This is a genomic window from Desulfomicrobium baculatum DSM 4028 (assembly GCF_000023225.1).
Lineage (GTDB): Bacteria > Desulfobacterota > Desulfovibrionia > Desulfovibrionales > Desulfomicrobiaceae > Desulfomicrobium > Desulfomicrobium baculatum.
The window spans coordinates 3,415,356-3,437,823 of record NC_013173.1 but is presented as its reverse complement, the minus strand read 5'-3'; the positions used below and the strand labels follow the sequence as shown (position 1 = coordinate 3,437,823).

The following is a 22,468-nucleotide window of genomic DNA, read 5'->3' as shown; positions in this document are numbered from 1 at the left end:
ACGCGGAACTATGGACGGTAATAATCTTTGTACCAGGCGATGAACTTTTCGATTCCTTCCTCAATGCTTGTGGAGGGCTTGAATCCCACTTCTTTGATCAAGTCGTCGATGTTGGCATAGGTCGCCGGCACGTCGCCGGGCTGAATATCCATGTAGTTCCGCACGGCTTTCCGGCCAAGGGCGTTTTCGAGCACGGTGATGAACTGTTCAAGCTCGACAGTGTTGTTGTTGCCGATATTGTAGAGCTTGTAGGGCGCAGGAGACGTGCTCGGATCGGGATTCTTGCCGTCCCAGTCCGGGTTGCCGGTGGGCACATGGCTCACAATGCGGAACACTCCCTCGACGATGTCGTCGATGTAGGTGAAGTCCCGGCGCATTTTGCCATGATTGAAGACATTGATCGGCTTATTTTCGCAGATGGCTTTGGTAAAGAGGTAGAGGGCCATGTCGGGGCGGCCCCAGGGGCCGTAAACCGTAAAGAAGCGCAGGCCCGTTGTGGGCAGCTTGTACAGATACGAATATGTGTGCGCCATGAGTTCGTTTGATTTTTTGCTGGCGGCGTACAGGCTCACCGGGTGGTCCACATTATCGTGAACCGAAAAGGGCATGGATGTGTTCAGTCCGTAGACAGAACTCGACGATGCGTAAACCAGATGCTTCGTGTCGTTGTGGCGGCAGCATTCCAGAAGGTTGGCAAAGCCTACTATGTTGGAATCAATGTAGGATTTAGGATTCAAGAGTGAGTAGCGGACCCCCGCCTGGGCCGCGAGATTGACAACGTGAGTGAATTTATTGGCCTTGAAATAGGCATCCAGCGCGGCGCCATCGGCCAGATCGATGGGTTCGAAATGAAAATTCGCGTCCTGCTGCAGCAGCTTCAGACGGTCTTTTTTCAATTCAACCGAGTAGTAATCATTGAGATTGTCGAGGCCGAATACGGAGGTTCCGGTGGCGAGAAAGCGCCTCGCGAGGTGAAAACCGATAAATCCCGCCGCACCAGTGATAAGAATTTTCATGCAATGCTCCATGTGAAACAAAATATGAAAATGACCTAACCTAAGGCTGATTGGTGGGCAATACGGAATTTGAGTTATGCGCCTGCTTTTTTATACGTCACGTTGTTTCAGGCATGGATGAGACCCGAAGCTATACTGTCTGCAGAATTTTCCAGGCTTCATTTTTGACGTTCTGGTTGCCCCGCGCCATTTCATCAAGACTCGGCAGGGTGACAACGCGATGGGTTGTCTGCTTCAGAAGCTGAGCGTCCAGGCTGCTTGACTGGTCATGTACGGCCTGGTCGGTTTGGAAGAGGAGGATCAGGCCTGGATTAAAAAATTCGAAACCTTTGCGAAAAGTGCTAAGGTCAAGATCGGTCGGCCAGGAGCAGATGTCCTTAATTTGCCAGCGGAGGTGCTGACAGACGGATTCCTGTATTTTTTTGAAAACAACCAGACGGGGGGGATTGGTTGCTTCCTGCATATCCTGGTAAAAACCGGCATAGCACCACATTGTGCGTACAGGTGATTGTTTCCCGTGAAACAATGACCGCAGCAACAGCGGAAGCGGTTCATTCGCCTTAGCTGCGGGCTTTTGTGCCAACTGATTCTGAAGAGGTGGTTCGGGCTGGGGCGCAGCTTGCGGTACGTCGGATGCGGGCAGGATCTCCTCCTGCACCGCAACGGGCGGGCGCAGGAGGTGGGTGATGCCGAGGCGTTTCAAGGTGCGCTGGGCTTCAGTCAGGGTGTGTTCATTGAGATCCAATCCCAGATCCTCCAGGCGATTTCCGTTTTGGGCAGTTGCGGCCAAGCTTCTTGTCTACCGTGGCGGTCCATGACCAAAACTCTGTTGGTGGCTGCGGCAAAGCCGGCACCGGCTTCGTCTATGGGATTGGCGATGAGCAGATCAAGATTTTTTTTGCGCAATTTGAGCGCCGCGTTGTGTTCAAGATCCTGAGATTCGGCAGCAAAACCAATGGTTTGTTGCCAAGATTTTTTGGCGGTGCTTAAGGTCGCAAGGATGTCCGGGTTTGCATCGAAGGTCAGGCTTAGGGGGCCCCCGTTTTTTTTGTATTTGCCCGTGGGGCAGGATGGGGGACGAAAATCAGCCACCGCGGCTGTGAAGCAGCCGATGTCCTGAGATGGGAAAATATCCGTGGCGGCTTCAAACATGTCACGGGCCGTGACCACTGGGACGCGTTTGATCAAGGAAGGCAGGGCGATATCCACCGGGCCGGTGATGGCGGTGACTTCAGCACCGCGCAGGGCCGCGGCGATAGCCAGGCTCGCACCCATTATTCCGCTTGAAGGATTGGACCAGAAGCGGGCCTTGTCGAAGTATTCCCGGGTGGGTCCGAGAGTGAGCATGATTTTTTTGCCGCGCAGATCTTGTGGAGAAAGCGCGGCCAGAGTGTGAATGAAGATTTCATCCAAAGCGGCAAGCCTGCCTTGGCCGGTGTCGCCGCAGGCCACGTTGCCGCACTCGGGTTCAATGCGCGTGATGCCGCGTTCACCCAGCACAGACCAGTTGTGCCGGGTTGCCGGCGCGCTCCACATGCGCGGGTTCATGGCCGGGGCCACCAGCACAGGGCCGGCGTAGGCCAGAAGCTGGCAGCTGAGCAGATCGTCTGCGATGCCGCACGACATTTTTGCGATGATGTTCGCAGTGGCTGGAACAACCAGAAAAGCGTCGGCTACGGAAGGCTCGAGATGGTCGAAATCTGCGCCTGCGGCAAACATGTCGGTGTAGAGCGGGTCGGCTCCGAGAGCCTTGAAGGAGAGTTCGGTTACGAATTTGCGCGCCGATTCGGTCAGGGTCACACCGACTTGCAGGTGCAAATGCAAAAAGGCCCTGGTCAGATCCAGGGCCTTGTACGCTGCAATGGAACCGGTGATTCCAAGGTGAATACGTTTCCCGTGAAACGTGTCAAACTGGTAGTGCGCGGGAATCACTGCGACAACGTCCTTTCAGAGTCCATGCCGGACCCCGAAGACGGGTAGGTCTGGTACGGATCGGTAAGGGGCTGAGTGCCCGTGGGGTATGCCGGTTCAGCGCTGCCTGCAACCTTGGGAGAGACCTTGATCTCAAGCCACGTGTACCACATGGGACTTTCTTCGATCGTGATCATGCAGACGCGATTCTCTTTTGTAAAAACCATGTGAAAGCGCTGATATTTCTGGTAGGTGACCAGGCTCCATCCGTCTTTGGGCATGCTGTTGAAAAAAAAGTCGAAAAGAGAAATGGGTTCAGCCCGGCCACGAAAGACCATGGTGCCGTATTTGCCACTGTCCGAGGGGGAGATGATGGATTTGTCGGTTTGAATCTCCATTTCCTCTGGAACGCGAATGTCTTTGAAATCATAGAAGAAACTGTTTTGAGTCGGAGCAAGCCCCGGATCTTCGGTCGTGGTGTCGCTTAAAGTAGCGCAACCCCAAGAAGAAAGCAGCAATGCCACAAGAATCAGTTTAAGATAGCGCATGTGTGTAATCCTTTGAAAACGTTAAGATTGTGAATCGAAGTTCTTGTTTTGGAAATTTAGCACCATCGGCAGTGAGATCAAGTATTTTTTTAGAAGCCTGGCCATTACAGAAATTTTCTGGCTGTGGCGGCTTCGTCGATCCATCCCCCGTCCTCCAGAGATTGCGCTGCCAGAGTGTACATGCGGTGCGTTCCCTCTGTGTAAATAGCGTGAATCAGTTCCTCTGCATAACCTTTGAACACCCCATGAACGAGATCGGTTTGCGCGTAAAGAAAGCGGGCCAGTAACGGGTTATCATGATGGAGGGGAAGATAGAGGATGAAAAGGCGTTTGCAATGAAAGATAATAAAACGGATGCGGCGAACTTCACGCTCGATGCTTTCCGATGTCTGCCTGATGACCGCATAAAGTTCCGATCCGATGTGCTGTTCTTCCGGGGTCAGCCCTACAACCTGCTGCAATTGTTTGAAGCGTGGTTTGTAGTTCATCTGCTGGTACGCGTCCTCTTTAAGCTTGATGCACTCATGGAAGATGTACCCCAGCGCCCAGTCCAGGTATTCGCCGAAAACTGCGAACGAGGTCCGATCTTCGTTGCGAAAAAGCAGATGGGAGGTGTCTTTGAGCCTCCAGAGCAGACCCTTGCTGTTTTGGCGCCCCAGCATGTCGTCAAAAAAATGGAAGCTCACGGAGCCGGTTGCATCATACTCGGAAAAATGGTTTTCCAAAGCACTGGCAATCTGGCAGAAGTCGCGCAGGACATCGCGTACAAAGGAATCATGTTTGGATTTGAGCCAGCTTTTGGACATTGCACATCCCGTACTCATTTTTCGCGTCATGTACGGCACCCCTTGGCATACGTCAAACCCACAAGAATCGATGAATACCGAGCAAAAAATTACATCACCCGAGCAAATTGAAAGACCCGGCGACGGCGGCAAGGTCGTCTTCACCAACGGATGCTTCGACATCATCCATCCGGGCCATGTGGATTATCTGGAACGGGCCAGGAGCATGGGCGCCTGTCTGGTCGTCGGCCTCAACAGCGACGCTTCTGTCAGGCGGCTGAAGGGCGCGTTGCGGCCAATCAACGACCAGCAGAGCAGGGCGCGGGTCCTGGCGGCCCTGGCCTGCGTGGATTTCGTCATACTTTTTGAAGAGGATACGCCTCTTGAACTCATCAAGAAAGTCCGACCCGACGTGCTGGTCAAAGGCGGGGACTGGAGCGTGGACCGGATAGTCGGCAGGGATGTGGTGGAAGCGGCGGGAGGGACGGTCTGTTCCATTCCGTTGCTGACCGGATATTCGACCACGGGAACAGTGGAACGCATTGTGGCCATGCACGGGAGCGTGGGAAATGGATAATTTCAACACCAGGCGAATACTCTACTCTTTAACGTACCTGCTGGAAGTTTTGACCGCTGCGGGCGAGATAAGCGAGGCGCAAGCCAAGATCATCATGGACCACGCCGTCAAGAACGGGATCGATGTGGAAGGGCCGGACGGAATCGACGACCTGATCCGTTTCAACATCCGCAAGCCGTCCAGTGAGGCCGGGCATCCGGAATCGCGCATCACGGAGGATGTCATCCTCAAAGCCGTCGCCTGGCGGGAGGGGCTTGAATTTCGACGGGTCGACCCCTTTGACCTGGATCTGGAGGTGACCACCAAGACCATCTCCGAGAGCTTCGCCCGCATGAATACCCTGGTTCCGATCATGATCCGCGATGGCGAGCTGGAGCTGGCCGTCTTCAATCCTTTCCGCCCGGAGCTGTGGCAGGACATGGAGCGGGTCAGCGATCTGCCCTACAAGGTTTTCCTGAGCACCCGGCAGGACATAAACCGCCTCATTGACGACTATTATCAATTTCGCACCGCCATTCAGGCCGCGCAGATCGAGTTCATGGACTCCAGCGAGATCGGCAATCTCGAAGCGCGGGTCAAGGTCTCGGAAAAATCCGACCCCGAATCCCATCGGCACATCATCAAGGCCGTGGATTATCTGTTGCGCTCGGCCCTGCGTGAGCGCGCCAGCGACATTCACATCGAGCCCAAAAGGGATTTTGCGCTGATCCGATTTCGTATCGACGGCATTCTGCACGACCTGCACCGCCTGCCCATGACCGTGCATCTGGCCATGATAAACCGTTTGAAGGGGATGAGCCGACTCGATATTTCCGAGAAGCGCAGGCCCCAGGACGGACGCGTGCAGCTGGTTTTGGCGGGAGTGCCGACGGACGTGCGCGTTTCGACCATTCCCGTGGCCTTTGGCGAGAAGATGGTGCTGCGGCTCCTTTCCAGCGACAGCACGCTCAAGAATCTCGAAGAGCTGGGCATGGGCCCTGACCATTATGCGACCTACAGCACGTTTCTGAACAAGACGTACGGGCTGATTCTCGTCACCGGCCCCACGGGGAGCGGCAAATCGACCACGCTGTATTCGACCCTGAAGGTGCTGGCCAACCCGCAGGTCAACGTGGTCACGCTCGAAGATCCCATCGAGATGGTGGTGGATGATTTCAATCAGATCGGCGTGCAGACGAAAATCGGGGTGACCTTCGGGCAGATGCTGCGGCACATCCTGCGTCAGGACCCCGACATCATCATGATCGGTGAGATGCGCGACCTGGAGACCGCCGAGCAGGCCATGCAATCGGCCCTGACCGGGCATATCGTCTTCTCGACCCTGCACACCAACGACGCCAGCGCGGCCCTGACCCGCCTGCTCGATCTGGGCCTTGACGCCTATCTCATCAATGCGGCCGTCATCGGCTGCATCGCCCAGCGCCTGGTGCGTAACATCTGTCTGCACTGCAAGGTGCAGTACAAGCCCGATTACGAGGAGATAAAGGCCCTGGGACTGGACAGCTACATCCAGCCGGAACAACTGTTGTGGAAGGGCCGCGGGTGCGACCACTGCCGCCAGACGGGGTATTACGGGCGAACCGGCATCTTTGAGATCCTGCCCTATGACACGGAGGTCAAGGACGCCATCCGCAAGAACATCGACCTGGGCGATCTGCGCGCAATGGTGCGTAAAAAAGGGGTTCGGTCCCTGTTTGACGACGGCATGGCCAGGGTCGTGCAAGGTGTGACCACGGTGGAAGAGGTTCTGCGCGTGGCAGGAGGTTCCGTCGATTAAGTGCGGGGTTTGACGGATTTGGGAAGATTTCTGCCCGTGAGCTTTTTGAGGTCCTCAAAAGCCTGATCCAGGGTGGAGCGTTCTTCGACGCTCTGCTGCAGGAAGGCGCGGATAGGATGGACCATGTTCAGGGCCTGGTCGATTTCCGGATTCGAACCGGCCGCGTAGGCCCCGATGTTGACCATGTCCTCGACCCGCTGAAAGGTGGCCATCATGCGGATCAGGTCACGCCCGGCGGCGATGACGGGCGCTGGGGTGACGTCGGGCGCCAGTCGGCTGACGCTTTTTAACACGTCGATGGAAGGGTAGTGCCCCTGATCGGCGAGGTCTCGCGTCAGCACGATGTGACCGTCGAGGATGGAGCGGACCGCGTCGGCCACGGGTTCGTTGAAGTCGTCGCCTTCAACCAGCACGGTGTAAATGCCGGTGATGCTCCCTTTGGACGAGCGCCCGGCGCGTTCGAGCAGGCGCGGCAGGTGCGAGAAGACCGTCGGCGTGTATCCCCGGGTGGTGGGCGGTTCGCCGGCCGCAAGGCCGACCTCGCGGGCCGCCATGGCGAAGCGGGTTACCGAGTCCATCATGAGCAGCACGTCTTTACCCTCGTCACGAAAAAATTCCGCCATGGCCGTGGCCGCATAGGCCGCGCGCATTCGCACCAGCGGGCCCTGGTCCGAGGTGGCCACGATGAGCACGGATTTGGCCAAACCTTCCGGTCCCAGGTCTTTTTCGATAAAATCCACGACTTCACGGCCACGTTCGCCAATAAGCCCGATGACGTTGACCTCGGCCGACGTATACCGGGCAAACATGCCCATGAGGGTGCTTTTGCCCACCCCCGAACCGGCCATGATTCCGACGCGCTGCCCCTTGCCCAGGGTCAAAAGGCCGTTGACTGCTCGGACCCCGACGTCGAGGGGTTCGGTGATGCGCGGTCTGGTCAATGGATTTGGCGGGTCGGCGTGCAACGGGTTGTAGCGGGCCGGAAAAATGGATTTTTCCGGATCAAGGGACTGCCCGAAGGCGTCCACTGCCTGCCCGAGGTAGCGATTGCCGACCGGGAAAACAGGCGGGGTGCTGGTGTTGCGGATGAGGCTCCCCGGGCGGATGCCGCGCATTTCGCCATAGGGCATGAGTAGCATGACGTCGTCGCGAAAACCGACCACCTCGGCGTTGATGACCTGTTTGCCGGTATCGTCAGGCAGAAGCTGGCAGACAGAGCCGAGCGGGGCCTTGATGCCCCGTCCCTCGGCCACAAGCCCCACGACCTTGGTCACCTTGCCGTAGGCTTGCGCTGGCTGCAGACCGGCCAGCAGATGCAGGGTGCCGTCCAGGTCAGCGGTCATGAGTTTTCCACGTATCCAGCGAGAATGGCGCGGACCTGTTCAAAGCGGGCGGTAATGGAATTATCCACCAGACCGTCGCCGCTTTCGATGCGGACTCCGCCCGGTGCGAGTTCAGCACTGGCGCAGATGCGAATTTCCGGGAGATCGGAGTGTTTCTCCCGCGTCTGGTCGGCCAGGGATTTGGCCAGATCAAGGTCCTCGCGGCAGACATGCACGGTGATGCAGGTTCTGGTCTGCAGCTGCGAAACGGCTTCCTCGAAGAGGGTGCCAAGGACCTGTTCGCGCTGTTCGTCGAGCATAACACCCAGGGTTTTTTCAAATGCCAGGCGCAGAATCTGAAAAAGGCTTTGTTTGTGCTCGGCGTAGATGCGCTCCTTTTCAGTGACCAGCGCGGCCTGCATCGTGTCCATGAAGGAGCAGACTTTCGCGGTTTCCGCCTGCGCCAGGGCGTTGGCTTTGCTTTGCCCGGCGGCGAAGCCTTCGGCCTCGGCGCGGGCGCGGATTTGCTCGGCTTCGGCCAGAGCTCGGGCCAGAATTTCCTTGGCCATTTGCTGGGCGCGCTGGCGTACCTGTTCCATATAGTGGTCCTCGGTCTCCGTGTTCCAGGTCAGGGCGGGTGGGCGGTTCAGACCGACGCCGTCGCGGCTGTGCAGGCCATAAATGACCCTGCAGGAGAGTGGCGCGTTATCAGACAAGGACTTCGCCTCCGCTGCCGGCGATGACGATGCGGCCTTCGGCCTCCAGTCGTCTGACCTGCTTGACGATGTTCTGCTGCGCGGCCTCCACTTCGGACAGCTTGACCGGTCCCATGATCTCCAGGTCCTCGCGGATCATGTTGCCTGCGCGCTCGGACAGGTTCTTGAAGAACTTCTCGCGCAGCTCCTCGGGGGCCGTCTTCAGGGACATGGTCAGGTCTTCGTTGCTGATTTCTTTGAGGACTTCGCGGATGCCACGGTCGTCGATCTTGATGATGTCCTCGAAGACGAACATGAGCTGCTTGATCTCTTCGGCCAACTGCGCGCTTTCTTCCTCGATGTCGGCCATGATCTCTTCTTCCGTGGCTCGGTCGATGGCGTTCAGGATTTCCGCCACGGAATTGACGCCGCCGACCTTGCGGCCTTCCTTGCCGCCGATGGCGATGAGCTGGCTCTGCAGGACCCGGTCGACCTCGACCAGCATCTCCTCGGCCACGGCTTCGAGCTTGGCCAGGCGGATGAGCACCTCGGCCCGTACGCCTGGGGCCATGTTCTGAAGAAGATTTCCTGCGTTGTCCGGCGGAAGATGGCCGAGAATCAACGCCAGGGTCTGGGGATGTTCGTTGCGCAGGATCTGGGCCAGGATCTTGGGGCTGACGTTGCCGAGTTCCTTGAAAGGCACGGGCCCGGAATCAAAATCAAGCTCGTCCAGGATGTAGCGCGCCGTGTCGGAATCAAGATTGGAGGAGATCATCTTGCGGACCTGTTCGGGGCCGCCATAGAGCATCTCCTTGCCGATGGTCATGGCCTGGTTGAATTCCTTCAGGACATCCTCGGCCTGCTCCTTGCTCACCGAGTCCAGCTTGGCCATGGCCCGGGACACGGCCGTGATCTCGGCGCGTTCGAATTTCTTGAAGACCTCGGAGGCAAAGGCGTCGCCAAGGGCAAGAATGAGAATGGCCGTCTTCTGCGGGCCGGTCAGTTTTCCAGTAGGTGCAGCCACTTATGCTTCTCCCTGTCCCTGAGTCATCCATTGGCGCATGATCATGACGGCCTGATCCATGTTCTGTTCAACGAGCTGCTGTGCGAGGTGCTTGGCGTTTTCGATGCGCTTGACCGCGTCCACGGCCGCCATGTCCTCTTCGTTCAAACCTTCGGTCAGGGCCATGAGCTCCTGGGCCGCGCCAAGCTGGTCGGCGGTCTGCACCGTGGGCTTGTCGACCTTGGGCCGGATCAGGGCCAGCACGACGGGGCGGGCCACAAAGAGCAGGAACAGGAGGATGATGAGCGTGTTGAGGAGCGGCTTGCCCAGCAGCTGGAAATAGCGCGAGGCAACATCCAGAAGCGGGGCCTGTTCGGCTCCGACAGGCTCGCCAAACGAGATCGAGGAGACCTCGATGGCGTCGCCGCGAGCGTCGTCAAAGCCGACGGCTCTCTGGCTGAGCTGCCGGATCTGCTCCATCTGCTCGGCGTTCAGAGGCTCAAAGGCGTACGTGCCGTCCTGTTGCTGAATGTACTTGCCGTCGACGAGAACGGCAACGCTTAAACGCTTGATGCTTCCGACCTGGGCGATGATCTGCTGTTCTTCCTTGTTGATGTCGAAATTCGTGGTGGAAGAGGTGCGGACGCTTTCCTGCGCAGTGCCTGACGCCGTGCGGTCGTTCTCGCCCTGGTAATTGGGGTCGGGCGTGCCGCCGTCGACATTGGCTGAGCCCTTGCTTTCCTCTTCGTTCTTGACCTCACTCCTGACCACGGCGGACTTGGGATCAAAAATTTCCTTGCGGATAGTCGTGCGATCGAAGTCGAGGTCGGCATTGACCCGGGCGATGACCCGTCCAGGGCCGACAATGGGCAGCAGGAGCTGTTCGATGCGTTGCTCCAGGCTGCGCTGCATGCTGGTCTGGTATTCAAGCTGGGTCGAACTCAGACCCGCGATGTCCGTGTCCGTTTTGGGCTCATAGAGGATCTTGCCCCGGCTGTCGGCGAGGGTGATGTGTTCGGCGCTCATGCCTTCGACACTGGTGGAGACAAGGTTGACGATGGCCTGCACCTGCTGCGCTCCAAGGCTGCGCCCGCCCTTGAGCTTGAGCATGATGGCCGCGGAGGGCGGGGCCTGCTCTTCGACGAAGAGGCTCTTGTTGGGCAGCACCAGATGCACGCGGGCGCTTTCCACCTCGGACAGCTCGGAGATGGTGCGGGACAGTTCGCCCTGGAGCGCGCGCTGATAGTTTATGCCTTGCACGAAGTTGGTTTGCCCGATGCTGTTCTCGTCGAAGAGCTCGAAGCCGATGCCCTGACCGTGCAGCGAGCCTTCGCCGGCCAGTTTGATCCGCGCTTCGTAGACCATGTCACCCGGTACCATGATGGTGGCTCCGGAATCGGTGATTTGGTAGGGGATTTTTTCCTTTTGCAGGTAACTCACCACGCTGGCCGCGTCGTCCTGATAGAGCTGGCTGTAAAGGACCCTGTAGTCTACCTTGTTCATCCAGAAGATCATGACGAAGAAAGCGATCAGCAGCGAGACCAGCAGTCCTCCCAGGAGGATACGCTGGGCCAGGGATTTGTCGGTCCAGAAGTCCGTGGCCTTGGCCAGAGTGTTTTGCAGAAAGGGGGGCATGGTGAATCCTCGCGTGTATTAGAATCAGAACTGGATGCGCATTATTTCCTGGTATGCCTGCATGACCTTGTTGCGGACAGCGGAGGTCATATCCATGGCCAGTCCGGCTTTTTGCAGGGTGATCATGAGCTCATGCACATTCTGGTTTTTGCCCGAGACAAAATCCTGGATCATGAGCGATTTTTCGCCCTGCATATCGTTGACCTTGGCCAGGGACTCTTCGATGGTCTCGGCGAAGGACTGGGTTGCTTCCTTGGTGGAGTTGTTTTTGGCGTCAAGGCTCTTGGGGTTCCTCAAGAGCTCGCTTGCCGCGGAATAGGCCTTGATGGCCAAAGGTGATACCGCCATGGAATGCCTCCTTGTCTATGACTGCTTCTTTATCCGACCCGGATTATCATTCCGGGTTAACGCCCGATTTCAAGGGCCTTTGAGAACATGCTTTTGGACGTGGTGATGGTCGAGACATTGGCCTCGTAGGCGCGCATGGCCGAGAGCATGTTGGTCATCTCTTCCACCACGTTGATGTCCGGGTAGCTGACATAGCCTTCCTCGTCGGCGTCCGGATGCCCCGGCTCGTAGACCTGCTTCAGCGGCCGTCTGTCATTCTGGACGGATTCGACCCGCACCCCTTTGACGTCCTGATCCAGGGCCGAGTTCATGGCCTTGGAAAAGGGGCTCTGCACTTCGGTCTCCTTGAAAACGACTTCTTTGCGGCGATAGGGGCCGCCGTCCACGGTTCTGGTCGTTTTGGCGTTGGCCAGATTCATGGAAATGACATTCAAATGGGTGCGTTCGGCCTTGAGCGCGGACGCACCGACATCGATGGCGGTCATGAAGTCCATTATTTGCCTCCGTCAGCGATGGTTTGCTTCAGGCCGGTGAAGCTTTTTTGCATCACCGTCGCAAGTGTATTGTAAAGGAGATTGTTCTTGGCCATGGCCGCCATTTCCTTGTCGAGATCCACGTTGTCCACGCCCTGCACCACGCGTGGCGTCAAGGATTTGGTGACGCTGGCCTCGGTCTGGTCGGCGGCGAAGGCGAGAGGAAAGTGGTCTGGATGCGTGCGGGCGACAGCCCCGGATTCGGAGAGTCCGAGGGCGGCCTGCAGGTCTTTTTCGAACTCCAGGGTGCGCGCCTTGTAGCCGGGCGTATTGATGTTTGCCAGGTTGGCGCTGACGATGTTTTGACGCTGGAGCTGAAAATCCATGACCTTGGCCGTCAGATCAATGTGATCGGGAAACAAGCTTTTCATTCGATAACCCCTTGTCGTACCGGCATTTCTTGTTCTGGATAGAGCAGAGCCGGGATGCTGACGAGGTCTGGTTTGCAATGACCATTCCAGATTGAGCAGAATGCAATATAATGTTTAATACCAAAATGTTGCCGTGTGAAAGCCATATTCCGGGAAAAGTTTTTCTGACTAGCGCAAAGGGTGGCATCAAAGTTGCTAAGTCGCTGGCAGAGAGTCAACGCATACGAGATCTGCCGACAAGGAGGAGGAACCATGAGTTCGCATCTGGATTATGAAATCAACAAGGAACTTGGCGAATGTTATCTTTTCATGGGTGAGCTGGACAAGGCCGAGAGCTATTACCATAAAGCCGCAAGCAGCAACGGCGTCCACCCTGATCCATACCTGGGCCTTGCGACCATCGCAGTGCAGCGTGGGGACCTGGACCAGGCCATGGCCATGTATCAGAAGGCCGAGAATATCGCCTCTTCGGACAAGTCCATAGCGGGAATAGCCCTGGTCAGCGCCCATCAGGGCCAGGAAGGCAAGGCTTTTGATCTGTATCTGAAAGCCCTTTCCCTCAATCCTGAAAACATCGTCGCGCTTTTCGGGCTGGTTCAGGTCGCGCACGTGCTTGGACGCACGGCCGAGGCCATCACCCCCCTGGAACAGCATCTGGAGTTAAACCCCGGCAAAAGCGAAGTCCGCTATGCCTTGAGCGGATGCCTTGTGTCGTGTGGCCGCAAAGACGAGGCCAGGGCGCATCTGCATCGGCTTTTGGAGATGGACCCCGCCAACGCGTCGGCGGCCGAACTTCTGGCTCAGCTTTAGAACGGTTCCGTTCCCCTCCCTCTGGCAGGTCGGTCCCCGGTAATCCGGGGGCTGGCCTGCCTGTGTTATTGCATATTGTGATCAAAGGTGGCAGTGCACGGCGAACATTCTTTTCGAGAGGGGGACACCATGAACATGTTGCCAATTCGCCGGGCCATCCTGAGCGTTACAGATAAATCAGGCCTTGATGACTTTGCCCGTTTTCTGCAAGAGCAGGGAGTGGAGCTGGTTTCCACCGGGGGCACTCGCAAGAAACTCGTCCAGGCGGGTTTGAAGGTGCGTTCCGTCAGCGATGTGACCGGTTTTCCGGAGATCCTGGGCGGCCGGGTCAAGACCCTGCACCCGCACGTGCATGCCGGAATCCTGGCGGACAAGGACGATTCCACCCACATGCAGACCTTGAAAGATCTGCGTCTGACGCCTTTTGACCTTGTCTGCGTCAATCTCTACAACTTTGCCGAAGCCGTGCGTCAGACCCTGGAAGACAAGCAGGCCGTCGAGCAGATCGACATCGGCGGGCCGACCATGCTGCGCGCCTCGGCCAAGAATTTCCATTCCGTGGCCGTCATTCCGGGTCCGTCCTACTATGCCGAATGCATGCAGGAGATGAAGGACAACGGCGGCTGCCTTTCCCTGGCCTTCCGCAAGCGCATGGCCGTGGCGACCTTTGCCCTGACCTCGGAATACGACCGCATGATCACCGAGTACCTGAGCCGCTCCTGACGGAGCGGCCCGGCCGGCGCACACCGGCCACGGAGAGAACACCATAGCATCCAAACCTCTCGGCAATCTGACAGGCCTCAAGCCCAGTCAGATCACGGCCATTTCCCGACTCTACAACAGGCGCTTCCCCGATCAGGGCGGATGCACTCCCGACCAGGCCCGGGAACTGGCCATCCTGAGCCGCGGCGTCAGCCGACAGCTCGGCGTGCTCATCAACCGCAAGGGCGTGCCGGTCATGGTCATTGTCGGCGAGCAGGATGGCATCCTGATCCCCGAGCTTTCACGTCATAGGCAAGCCGATTCCCGCCTTTCCGGCCTGCGTCTGCTGCACACCCATCTTGATTCGTCCCTGCTGACCCAGGAAGACCTCATGGACATGGTCTTTCTGCGTCTGGACGCGGTCAGCGTGCTGACGGTGTCCTCCGACGGGGCGCCCATAACCTGCCAGATCGCCCATATCCTGCCGCCCAACGCCGATGAGCTGCCCTATCAGGTGCACCCGGCCATGATCTGGGACGATGTGGATTTCGATTTCGGCGCGGGCGTCAGGGCCCTGGAAGACGAACTTGCGCGGACGGGCCAGAGCGTGGCTACCACGGCCCGCGAGGGCGCGGCCATTCTGGTCAGCGTGGCTTCGGAGTCCAAGAGCGCGCAGGAGCGATCTTTGGCGGAGCTGGCGGAGCTGGCCGCCACCGCTGGACTGGACGTTGTGGGGCAGGTCGTGCAGCGGGTGACCAGGGTCAACCCCAAGCTCATCCTCGGCCGGGGCAAGCTTGCCGAACTGGAAGTGCTGGCCCTGCAGAAGAATGCCGCGACCCTGGTTTTCGATCAGGAGCTGACCCCCACGCAGCAGCGCAACCTGAGCGAGATCACCGAGCGCAAGGTCCTGGACCGCACGCAGCTCATTCTCGATATTTTTGCCCAGCACGCTCAGACCCGCGAGGGCAAGATGCAGGTCGAGATGGCCCAGCTCAAATACATGATGCCGCGCCTGGTGGGGCAGAGCAGGGCTTTAAGCCGTCTGGCCGGCGGCATCGGCGGTCGCGGTCCGGGCGAGTCGCGCCTGGAGATGGATCGTCGGAAGATCCGCGAGCGTATCGCCCAGATCAAGACTGAGCTCGGCAGCGTGCGTAAGCACCGCAAGTCCACGCGCAGTCGTCGCGACAAGGCCGGGCTGCCCATTGTCTCCCTGGTCGGGTACACCAACGCGGGCAAGTCCACGCTTTTGAACACCCTGACCAAGAGCGTGGTCCTGGCCGAGAACAAGCTTTTCGCCACCCTTGATCCCACCAGCCGCCGCTTGCGCTTTCCCGAGGACCGGGAAATCATCCTGACCGACACGGTGGGCTTTATCCGCCATCTGCCCGCTGATCTGCGCGAGGCCTTCATGGCCACCCTGGAGGAGCTTGAGAGCGCGGACGTGCTGGTGCATGTGGCCGACGCCTCCCATCCGGAAATGGAGGCCCAGGTCCAGGCGGTGGAGTCCATCCTGCGCGACCTGTCCATTGACGGCATTCCCCGCATCCTGGCCCTGAACAAGATCGACCGCATCAGCGAAGAGACACGCCAGACCCTTGGTTACGTCTACCCCGACGCGGTCTTCATCTCCGCCATCGAACGCCCGACCCTGGCTCCGTTGGTGGATCGGGTCAAAGCGCTGCTGTGACGCATGGGGCCGTGCCGTGAGGCAGGTCCGAAGGATAATGTGTGATGGATCCCCGCCTGCGCGGGGATGACACATGACCAGCGCCTCAATTTGAAGGTTTGCCTGTACGATGGCTGGGGCTTTGCGCTCTGTCACCACGTCATTTCCGCTAAGGCGGGAATCCATGCTTCATATGACGAAAGTCGTGCGCCCTTAAGGTGTCTCCCCTGAAAAGCGAAAAGCGCGAAAACCCCCAAGGTTTCCGCGCTTTTCGCGTTGCATTCAACAGGTAAGGCTACTTCATTTTCCAGGGATGCTCTTCACCGGCCATGAGGCGCTGGATGTTTGCGGAGTGCTTCCAGAAAATCAGCGCCATGAGCACCAGTGCCAGAGGTATGGCGCCGAACATGCCCTGGAAAAGCAGAACCACGGGCATGAGCGCGACCATGACCAGGGAGGCCAGGGATACGAAATTATAGAAGTACAGGGCCGCCAGGAAACCAAGTCCGCAGATTATGGTGCCGGAGGTGGAGATGGCCACGAAAGCTCCCACCCAGGTGGCCACGCCTTTGCCGCCCTTGCCGTGCAGAAATATGGAGAACATATGTCCGCAGACCGCGGCCGTGGCGACCAGCGTCAGAAAAAAGGAGGAATCCGAGAAGCTCGCGGCCAGGGCCACGGGCAGGAAGCCTTTGAGCATGTCCAGGGCCAGGGTCAGGGCGCCATACTTGGTGCCGCAGAGACGGCCGACATTGGTGGCTCCGATGTTGCCGCTGCCCTGTTCGCGCGGATCGATGCCGCAACAGGTTCTGGAGATTAAAAGGCCGAAGGGCATGGCACCCAGAAGATAGCTGATTGCGAGCCAGAATATTGTCACCATGTGCAGTCTCCTTGGTCTTTGGAAAGTTGGATTGGCATGTGCCGAAATCCCCTACTCGAAAATGGCCGGCCGTACAAGTTCATTCCTCTTCCCAGGCCTCGACGATCTTGATCTCGTTGTTCAGGGGATCGACCTTGCCGATTCTGATGGAAAACCGCTGGCCGAGCCGGATTTTGTCGCCAAAGATCTTGCGCGGGGCCTTCAGAAAGAGCTGCAGGTCAGGCAGCGAAATGGTCACCAGGTGTGAGCCGGGATCGACGATGATCCCGGACCAGCGGATCTTTTTGTGATTTTGTCTGAAATATTCGTATTTCCAGTATCGCGGCCGCATGCGCTGCACCTGTCCGACCAGTTCGGCCCGGCTGGACAAGAGCGGGAGCAGGCTCTCAAGCGCCGCCTTGTCCAGCAATCGTCCCTGCCCGGTCAGCTTGGCCAGGATCTGGGCCATGTTGATGAAGTCGGAATAGCGCCGAAGCGGCGAGGTCACCGGCGCATAGGCCTTGGCCCCGATGGTGGCGTGGCGCCTGGGTTCGCATTCGAGGATGGAGGGGCCCATGTTGTTGATGATGCGGTAGATGTCCGTGGGATCGGTCCAGACGCCGGCGCTTTCGGCGGGCAGCGTGATGTTCTGGGTTCTGAAAAGCAGGGCCGTGTCTGTTTCCCGAGCCCAGGAACCCATGGCCTTGTTGGCCAGGATCATGAACTCGGACACGATTTTTTGCGCTTCGGGCGTGGATTCGGACTGGACGACCGTAACCTCCGGGTTGACCGGGTCATTGCAGAGGACCATGCGCGGGTCGGGCTGGTCCATGATCACCGCGTGCTCGCGAATGCGCGCCTGCCGCAGCAGGGTGGCCAGGTCGCGGGCGTGATGCAGCATGCCGGGAGCGCCTGCCTCGATCTCGTTTTCCACGCCCGTGTAGGTCAGATTGGCCTCTATGCGGATCCAGGTGATTTGCGGAGCAAAGGAGCGCAAGGCTCCGTCCGGGTCCAGATCAAAGGAGATGACCAGGGCCGGACGCTCTTGTCCGGCGCAGAGGCTGAAGAAATCCTTGCCCAGGGCCTCGGGCAGCATGTGGCTGGTGCCTTCGGGCAGATAGAGGGAGGTGAAGCGGTGCAGCACCGCCTTGTCCAGGGGACTGCCGAATTCCCAGCCCAGACAGGGGCAGGCCAGGGCCAGATGCAGCGTGAACCCGTTTTCGTCACGCGTCAGCGCGAAGCCGTCGTCGATGTCCTGGGTGCTGGCGGAATCAATGGTCACGATGCTGACGGAGGGCTCGGTGCGCGTAGCCAGAACCCGCTCCTGCAAGTCAGTTACGGCTTCGGCGTGGGCCGCGGCCCAGTCCGGCTCCCAGTAATATTGGGCGCGGCAGAGGTGGAAGTTGAAATGCGGCGGCACGATGCCCCAGGCCTGGGCCAGGAACAGAGGCAGGTGCGGGTCTTCCGGCAGGCCTTGACTCATGGTCTTCCACAGGGCGTCCGAATCCCGGTCGTCGGGGCTGCACAAGCGGGTCATGAGCAGTTCGCGGATGCGCTCCGACTGCTCTTGGTCGGGCTGGGGCAGGGCGCTCTTGCGCTTGCAGAAGATATCCCACAGCCCGCGCAGGAAGTCCTGGCCGAAGCCGACCAGACGCTCGCGCTCCTGAGCCTTGCGCATCTCTTCCTGGCGGCGTTCCACGGTCTCCAGCGGATATATCTCGAACTGGGGCGGGGAGAATTTGAAATGGGTCTTGGTCTGCAGGAGCTTGCGCCCCAGGGCCGCGAGCTGATCGGGACTCGCGTCTTCGAAGACCAGGCTCGCGAACCAGTCAATGCCTGCTTCGTCCACTTCGCCTTGGGCCAGGTCCCAGATCTCCAGCGCGTCAACGGATTCGGCCAGGCGTTCCCGGCGGCCGTTGTGCGTGCGCAGCAGGTCGAGCATTTCCTGGCGGCTGCTGCCCGCCGGACATTGGGGGCCAAGCCAGGGCAGGGCTCTGGACAGGGGGAGCTTGAGCTCGCGCTGTCCGGAGGTGAAAACCCGCAGGCGCGGGCCCTGGACGTCCAGGACCCAGGCCGTGACGGGCTGGTTGTCCTGCAGGAATTCCATGATGCACCCGGGCTGCAGGGAGAGAGAGGTGGACATAAAAGGCCTTATGCGCAGTGCGCGTGAGCCGGCCGGGCCTGCTCGGATGAACGGCCCGGAGGCCGTGTTCTAGTGTTTGAAAGAGCGCTGGCCGGTGAAGACCATGGCCACCTGCGGGGTAGCGCTGTTCACGGCCTGGATGATTTCCCAGTCGCGGATGGAGCCGCCGGGCTGGGCGATGGCGGTCACGCCCTGGGCAATGGCCAGATCCACGCCGTCGCGGAAGGGGAAGAATCCGTCCGAAACCAGGACCGTGCCGGGCAGACCGCCCTTGTCCTGTTCGGTTTGGGCCAGGATTTCGGCCAGGGACGTTGCCAGTCCCTGATCCGTCAGGGCCTTTTGCTTCAGTTCGTACAGGGAGAGGCCGTGGCGTTCGAAGGCCAGCTTGTCGGCGTACTTGGTGTAGGCCTTCTGGATGGTCAGTTCGACGCAGCCGACACGGTCCTGTTCACCCGTGCCGATGGACACCGTGGCCCCGTCGCGGGCGAAGATGATGGAATTGGAGGTCACTCCGGCTTCCACGGCCCAGGCGAAGAGCAGATCCTCGGCTTCGCGGTGGCTGGGTTTGCGGGCCAGATAGGTGGTGCCGTCCTTGGTCGTCTCGGCGGGCAGGAAGTCGTCTTCGGTCAGGATTCTGTTCCTGAAGGAGGCCTGGATGATGAGCCCTCCGTCGACCAGGGATTTGATGTCCAGAAAAGGAGTGCCCACGATTTTTTCCAGCTCGCCGAGCGCCGGGATGCGGATGATGCGCAGGTTCTTCTTGGCAGTCAGGACGGTCAGGGCCTCGGCGGTGAAATCCGGGGCGGCGATGACCTCGAAGTAGCTTGCGCTTATGAAGTCGGCACAGTCCTTGTCGAGGGTGCGGTTGACGATGATGGTCCCGCCGAAGGCCGCGATGCGGTCGGAGGCGAAGGCGCGGGAAAGGGCCGTGAACAGGCCGTCATCGGACCAGGCCGCACCGCAGGGGTTGTTGTGCTTCAGGATGATGGCGGCGGGCTTGGCTGTCAGGTACTGGAGCATGTTGATGCCGTTGTCCACGTCGGTCAGGTTGATCTTGCCCGGATGTTTGCCGGACTGGATCAGGTTTTCCTCGGTCAGGGCTGAAACGAGCTTGTGCTGCCCCTGCTGGAAAGCGACTCCGTCCATGGTGAAGGAACTCTCGACCACCTCGTAGAGGGCGGCGGGCTGGTCCGGGTTTTCGCCGTAGCGCAATCCTTTTTGTTCGCCGCCGATGTTCCAGGTTTTCTTGGCGTAGCGGATGGTCTGCCCGCCCACGGTCAAGGTCAGGTCGGCCGGAAAGGAGTCCCGGTTCAGTGTATGATACATCTTCTTGAGATCACTCATATATAGTCTCCGAAAAGAGGATTTGGCGTTGTCAGGCGCGGGCCCGTCCCGCGTGAATCCATGTGCCCCTAGCACAGGCCCGGATGGACGGCAAATCCTGAGCCGGGGCGGGGCTCGGGGCCAAGCGGACATGGTGGGCGAATCATGAAGCTCACGAGTCCGAGGATCAATCGATTGCGTAAATTGACTTCGCCCCAGCCTTCTCATAAAGAAGGGAGCCATTTGCCATTGCGCTGACGGCGAATATACCAACGACGAGGAGATCGGATTCATGGCGAATATCGTAGTCATGGGCGCCCAGTGGGGCGACGAAGGAAAGGGCAAGATAGTCGATTTGTTGACCACGGATGTGGCCGCCATCGTGCGCTTTCAGGGCGGAAACAATGCGGGACACACGCTGGTGGTGAATGGCAAGCAGACCATCTTGCATCTCATTCCGTCCGGCATCCTGCACCAGGGCAAGAAGTGCATGATCGGCAACGGCGTGGTGCTGGACCCCTTCGTGTTCTGCCAGGAGATGGACAAGCTGGCCGCGTCCGGCATCGACGTCAGCCCTGAGCGGCTCTTGATCAGCAAGAAGACCCAGCTCATCATGCCTTACCATTGCGCCATCGACAGCGCGCGGGAAAATTTCAAGAGCGGGTCGGACAAGATCGGCACCACGGGCCGGGGCATTGGTCCCTGCTACGAGGACAAGGTCGCACGCATAGGCATCCGCGCGGCGGACCTGGCGGACGAGACCTTGCTCAGGCACAAGATTGAAAAGGCACTGGTGGAAAAAAACGCCTTGCTGACCGGTCTGTACGGTCAGGAGCCCATGTCGGCGCAGAAGATTTTTGACGATCTGCTGCCTGTGGCCCGGCGCCTGGCACTCTATCTGGGCGACGTGTCCTCGGCCATCCAGGAAGCCGCCGGACAGGGCGTGCTTTTCGAGGGCGCTCAGGGCACCCACCTCGATATCGACCACGGCACCTATCCCTTCGTGACCTCATCCAACACCGTGGCCGGCAACGCCTCGGCCGGGTCCGGATGTTCGCCGCGCATGTTCGATCGCATCGTGGCCATCGTCAAAGCCTACACCACGCGTGTCGGCGCCGGCCCGTTTCCGACGGAGCTGGCCGACGGCCCTGGCGCGTACATGCAGGAGAAGGGCGCGGAGTTTGGCGCGACCACGGGCCGCAAACGTCGCTGCGGCTGGCTGGACATGGTCGTCCTGCGCGAATCCCAGCGGCTGAACGGCCCTACGGAGATCGCCCTGACCAAGCTCGATGTGCTGGGCGGCCTGGATGAACTGAAGCTCTGCACGGCCTACCGCTACCGGGGCGAGGAAGTCGCCTATCCCCCGCAGGAAGAGAACGGCATGGCCCATGTCGAGCCGGTCTACGAGAGCATGCCCGGCTGGACCGAAGACATCACCGGGTGCCGGACCTATGGCGAGCTGCCGCAGGCAACGCGCGATTATATCGCTCGCATCGAGGAAATTCTGGCCATTCCGGTCTCCATCGTCTCCGTGGGCCCGGATCGGGACCAGACCATTCTGCGTTGATAGTGGGAGGTCCGCCTCCCATTTTTTTATCATGTCCACATCCTGGCAGCACATCCTCTCCACTCAGCCCCGCATCGCGGGGTTTCTGGAACGCCTCGCCCTGGCTCCGCCGAGTTCACTGCTTCTGGAAGGCGGGAACGCCGCCGAACGCTTGGCGCTTGGTCTTTTCTGGGCCGCGCGGCTGATGTGCCGCGAGGCGGCTCCTCCGTGCGGAAAATGCCGCATCTGTCTGCAGATCGAGGGCGACGCCTGCCGCGATCTTTTTCTCCTGAACGGGGCCGAGGGGTCGATCAGCGTGGACACGGTGCGGGAAGTGCGCGCCGTGCTCGGCGATCCGCCTGCGGGCCGGGGGCCGCGCGTGGTCATCCTGGCCGAAGCGCAGGCGCTGGGCGACGGCGCGGCCAATGCCTTGCTCAAGTCCTTGGAAGAGCCAAGCCCAGGCAACGTCTTTGTCCTTTTGGCTCCGAGCCGTGAAATTTTGTTGCCGACCCTGGTTTCCCGCAGTTTCGTGCTTACCTTGGGTTGGCCCAAGGGAGATCTCGAAGACCCTGGCCTGCGGGACAGCCTGCGCGCCCTGTGCGAGTTCATCCAGAGCGGCAAGGGCGCGTGGCTCGAATGGACGGGCCGCAAGGGCAATGTGGACGCGCGGATGGCTGACTCCATTTTGCGCGAGGTGCAGCGCAGCCTGGTCCAGGCAGGGTACGGCAACCCCCTGACCGATCTGGCCCGCCTGCTGGCCGCCAGGCTCGATGTGGTCGCGGTGCGTCAGGTCGGCGTCGTCATCGAGAATGCGCTTGAAAGTCTGGACGTGGGGGCCAACCCAGCCGTGGTGCTGGAGTGGGTCGCCATCCGCATGTGGAACCTCCTGCACAAATAA

The 22,468-nt window shown here is 59.5% G+C and carries 22 protein-coding genes; 7 read left to right on the top strand and 15 right to left on the bottom strand.

Annotated features, from left to right (window positions below):
* Positions 1 to 8: 8 nt before the first annotated feature.
* From DBAC_RS15210 to DBAC_RS15190, 5 genes are all read right to left on the bottom strand, one after another.
* A complete protein-coding gene (locus DBAC_RS15210; protein ID WP_015775203.1) occupies positions 9 to 1,016 on the bottom strand; it encodes an NAD-dependent epimerase in 1,008 nt (335 codons plus the stop codon).
* Positions 1,017 to 1,146: 130 nt separating this feature from the next.
* The gene (locus DBAC_RS19165) at positions 1,147 to 1,761 is read right to left on the bottom strand and encodes a hypothetical protein (protein WP_015775202.1); all 615 of its coding nucleotides are present in this window, start codon (positions 1,759 to 1,761) and stop codon (positions 1,147 to 1,149) included.
* A complete protein-coding gene (coaBC, locus tag DBAC_RS15200; protein ID WP_015775201.1) occupies positions 1,737 to 2,948 on the bottom strand; it encodes a bifunctional phosphopantothenoylcysteine decarboxylase/phosphopantothenate--cysteine ligase CoaBC in 1,212 nt (403 codons plus the stop codon). Before coaBC ends, DBAC_RS19165 begins: the two co-directional genes overlap by 25 nt.
* On the bottom strand, positions 2,945 to 3,475 hold the full coding sequence (locus DBAC_RS15195) for a hypothetical protein (RefSeq protein ID WP_015775200.1): 531 nt from the start codon (positions 3,473 to 3,475) through the stop codon (positions 2,945 to 2,947). The genes coaBC and DBAC_RS15195 overlap by 4 nt, the downstream gene beginning before the upstream one ends.
* A 104-nt stretch (positions 3,476 to 3,579) precedes the next feature.
* Positions 3,580 to 4,281 carry a hypothetical protein gene (locus DBAC_RS15190; RefSeq protein WP_015775199.1) on the bottom strand — a complete coding sequence of 234 codons (702 nt, stop codon included), beginning with the start codon at positions 4,279 to 4,281 and terminating at the stop codon, positions 3,580 to 3,582.
* 70 nt (positions 4,282 to 4,351) lie between these two features.
* On the opposite strand from DBAC_RS15190, the gene rfaE2 reads away from it, so the two are divergent.
* Both rfaE2 and DBAC_RS15180 read left to right on the top strand, forming a co-directional pair.
* Complete coding sequence (gene rfaE2, locus DBAC_RS15185) at positions 4,352 to 4,837, top strand: D-glycero-beta-D-manno-heptose 1-phosphate adenylyltransferase (RefSeq protein ID WP_015775198.1); 486 nt, start codon at positions 4,352 to 4,354, stop codon at positions 4,835 to 4,837.
* On the top strand, positions 4,830 to 6,614 hold the full coding sequence (locus DBAC_RS15180) for a GspE/PulE family protein (RefSeq protein ID WP_015775197.1): 1,785 nt from the start codon (positions 4,830 to 4,832) through the stop codon (positions 6,612 to 6,614). Before rfaE2 ends, DBAC_RS15180 begins: the two co-directional genes overlap by 8 nt.
* Here the strand turns inward: DBAC_RS15180 and DBAC_RS15175 are convergent.
* The 7 genes from DBAC_RS15175 to flgB are packed head-to-tail and all read right to left on the bottom strand — an operon-like array spanning position 6,611 to position 12,521.
* Positions 6,611 to 7,957 carry a FliI/YscN family ATPase gene (locus tag DBAC_RS15175; RefSeq protein ID WP_015775196.1) on the bottom strand — a complete coding sequence of 449 codons (1,347 nt, stop codon included), beginning with the start codon at positions 7,955 to 7,957 and terminating at the stop codon, positions 6,611 to 6,613. The two genes, DBAC_RS15180 and DBAC_RS15175, sit on opposite strands and share 4 nt — an antisense overlap.
* On the bottom strand, positions 7,954 to 8,652 hold the full coding sequence (locus tag DBAC_RS15170; protein WP_015775195.1) for a FliH/SctL family protein: 699 nt from the start codon (positions 8,650 to 8,652) through the stop codon (positions 7,954 to 7,956). Before DBAC_RS15170 ends, DBAC_RS15175 begins: the two co-directional genes overlap by 4 nt.
* Positions 8,645 to 9,655, bottom strand: coding sequence for a flagellar motor switch protein FliG (fliG, locus tag DBAC_RS15165; RefSeq protein ID WP_015775194.1), 1,011 nt, complete (start codon positions 9,653 to 9,655; stop codon positions 8,645 to 8,647). The genes DBAC_RS15170 and fliG overlap by 8 nt, the downstream gene beginning before the upstream one ends.
* Positions 9,656 to 11,269, bottom strand: a complete 1,614-nt coding sequence (gene fliF, locus DBAC_RS15160) for a flagellar basal-body MS-ring/collar protein FliF (protein WP_015775193.1) — start codon at positions 11,267 to 11,269, stop codon at positions 9,656 to 9,658.
* Between the two features lie 24 nt (positions 11,270 to 11,293).
* Entirely contained in the window at positions 11,294 to 11,617 is a 324-nt protein-coding gene (gene fliE, locus DBAC_RS15155) for a flagellar hook-basal body complex protein FliE (RefSeq protein ID WP_015775192.1), read from the bottom strand.
* Between the two features lie 56 nt (positions 11,618 to 11,673).
* Positions 11,674 to 12,111: a flagellar basal body rod protein FlgC gene (gene flgC / locus DBAC_RS15150; RefSeq protein WP_015775191.1), complete on the bottom strand. Its 438-nt coding sequence runs from the start codon at positions 12,109 to 12,111 to the stop codon at positions 11,674 to 11,676.
* Entirely contained in the window at positions 12,111 to 12,521 is a 411-nt protein-coding gene (gene flgB, locus DBAC_RS15145) for a flagellar basal body rod protein FlgB (RefSeq protein ID WP_015775190.1), read from the bottom strand. Before flgB ends, flgC begins: the two co-directional genes overlap by 1 nt.
* Before the next feature lie 252 nt (positions 12,522 to 12,773).
* On the opposite strand from flgB, the gene DBAC_RS15140 reads away from it, so the two are divergent.
* From DBAC_RS15140 to hflX, 3 genes are all read left to right on the top strand, one after another.
* On the top strand, positions 12,774 to 13,331 hold the full coding sequence (locus DBAC_RS15140; protein ID WP_015775189.1) for a tetratricopeptide repeat protein: 558 nt from the start codon (positions 12,774 to 12,776) through the stop codon (positions 13,329 to 13,331).
* Between the two features lie 129 nt (positions 13,332 to 13,460).
* Complete coding sequence (locus tag DBAC_RS15135; protein WP_015775188.1) at positions 13,461 to 14,054, top strand: IMP cyclohydrolase; 594 nt, start codon at positions 13,461 to 13,463, stop codon at positions 14,052 to 14,054.
* Positions 14,055 to 14,097: 43 nt separating this feature from the next.
* Positions 14,098 to 15,720, top strand: a complete 1,623-nt coding sequence (gene hflX, locus DBAC_RS15130) for a GTPase HflX (protein ID WP_015775187.1) — start codon at positions 14,098 to 14,100, stop codon at positions 15,718 to 15,720.
* A 274-nt stretch (positions 15,721 to 15,994) separates the two neighbouring features.
* Here hflX and plsY read toward each other — a convergent pair whose 3' ends face one another.
* The 3 genes from plsY to DBAC_RS15115 form a co-directional block, all read right to left on the bottom strand.
* On the bottom strand, positions 15,995 to 16,579 hold the full coding sequence (gene plsY / locus DBAC_RS15125) for a glycerol-3-phosphate 1-O-acyltransferase PlsY (protein ID WP_015775186.1): 585 nt from the start codon (positions 16,577 to 16,579) through the stop codon (positions 15,995 to 15,997).
* 79 nt (positions 16,580 to 16,658) lie between these two features.
* A complete protein-coding gene (locus tag DBAC_RS15120) occupies positions 16,659 to 18,701 on the bottom strand; it encodes a ribonuclease catalytic domain-containing protein (protein WP_015775185.1) in 2,043 nt (680 codons plus the stop codon).
* Between the two features lie 69 nt (positions 18,702 to 18,770).
* Entirely contained in the window at positions 18,771 to 20,045 is a 1,275-nt protein-coding gene (locus tag DBAC_RS15115; RefSeq protein WP_015775184.1) for a phosphoribosylaminoimidazolecarboxamide formyltransferase, read from the bottom strand.
* 271 nt (positions 20,046 to 20,316) lie between these two features.
* On the opposite strand from DBAC_RS15115, the gene DBAC_RS15110 reads away from it, so the two are divergent.
* A complete protein-coding gene (locus DBAC_RS15110) occupies positions 20,317 to 21,591 on the top strand; it encodes an adenylosuccinate synthase (protein ID WP_015775183.1) in 1,275 nt (424 codons plus the stop codon).
* Between the two features lie 31 nt (positions 21,592 to 21,622).
* Positions 21,623 to 22,468 (top strand): DNA polymerase III delta subunit-related protein, encoded by an 846-nt coding sequence (locus DBAC_RS15105; protein WP_015775182.1) that lies wholly within the window; start codon positions 21,623 to 21,625, stop codon positions 22,466 to 22,468.

Excerpts from the sequence above, each read along its gene's own strand:
- DBAC_RS15110 (WP_015775183.1), top strand. The coding sequence starts at position 20,317 with ATGGCGAATATCGTAGTCATGGGCGCCCAGTGGGGCGACGAAGGAAAG.
- DBAC_RS15195 (WP_015775200.1), bottom strand. The coding sequence starts at position 3,475 with ATGCGCTATCTTAAACTGATTCTTGTGGCATTGCTGCTTTCTTCTTGG.
- flgB (WP_015775190.1), bottom strand. The coding sequence starts at position 12,521 with ATGAAAAGCTTGTTTCCCGATCACATTGATCTGACGGCCAAGGTCATG.
- DBAC_RS15175 (WP_015775196.1), bottom strand. The coding sequence starts at position 7,957 with ATGACCGCTGACCTGGACGGCACCCTGCATCTGCTGGCCGGTCTGCAG.
- DBAC_RS15105 (WP_015775182.1), top strand. The coding sequence starts at position 21,623 with ATGTCCACATCCTGGCAGCACATCCTCTCCACTCAGCCCCGCATCGCG.
- DBAC_RS15115 (WP_015775184.1), bottom strand. The coding sequence starts at position 20,045 with ATGAGTGATCTCAAGAAGATGTATCATACACTGAACCGGGACTCCTTT.
- DBAC_RS15120 (WP_015775185.1), bottom strand. The coding sequence starts at position 18,701 with ATGTCCACCTCTCTCTCCCTGCAGCCCGGGTGCATCATGGAATTCCTG.
- flgC (WP_015775191.1), bottom strand. The coding sequence starts at position 12,111 with ATGGACTTCATGACCGCCATCGATGTCGGTGCGTCCGCGCTCAAGGCC.
- DBAC_RS15140 (WP_015775189.1), top strand. The coding sequence starts at position 12,774 with ATGAGTTCGCATCTGGATTATGAAATCAACAAGGAACTTGGCGAATGT.
- DBAC_RS15190 (WP_015775199.1), bottom strand. The coding sequence starts at position 4,281 with ATGTCCAAAAGCTGGCTCAAATCCAAACATGATTCCTTTGTACGCGAT.
- DBAC_RS15210 (WP_015775203.1), bottom strand. The coding sequence starts at position 1,016 with ATGAAAATTCTTATCACTGGTGCGGCGGGATTTATCGGTTTTCACCTC.
- fliF (WP_015775193.1), bottom strand. The coding sequence starts at position 11,269 with ATGCCCCCCTTTCTGCAAAACACTCTGGCCAAGGCCACGGACTTCTGG.
- fliE (WP_015775192.1), bottom strand. The coding sequence starts at position 11,617 with ATGGCGGTATCACCTTTGGCCATCAAGGCCTATTCCGCGGCAAGCGAG.
- DBAC_RS15135 (WP_015775188.1), top strand. The coding sequence starts at position 13,461 with ATGAACATGTTGCCAATTCGCCGGGCCATCCTGAGCGTTACAGATAAA.
- plsY (WP_015775186.1), bottom strand. The coding sequence starts at position 16,579 with ATGGTGACAATATTCTGGCTCGCAATCAGCTATCTTCTGGGTGCCATG.
- rfaE2 (WP_015775198.1), top strand. The coding sequence starts at position 4,352 with ATGAATACCGAGCAAAAAATTACATCACCCGAGCAAATTGAAAGACCC.
- DBAC_RS15180 (WP_015775197.1), top strand. The coding sequence starts at position 4,830 with ATGGATAATTTCAACACCAGGCGAATACTCTACTCTTTAACGTACCTG.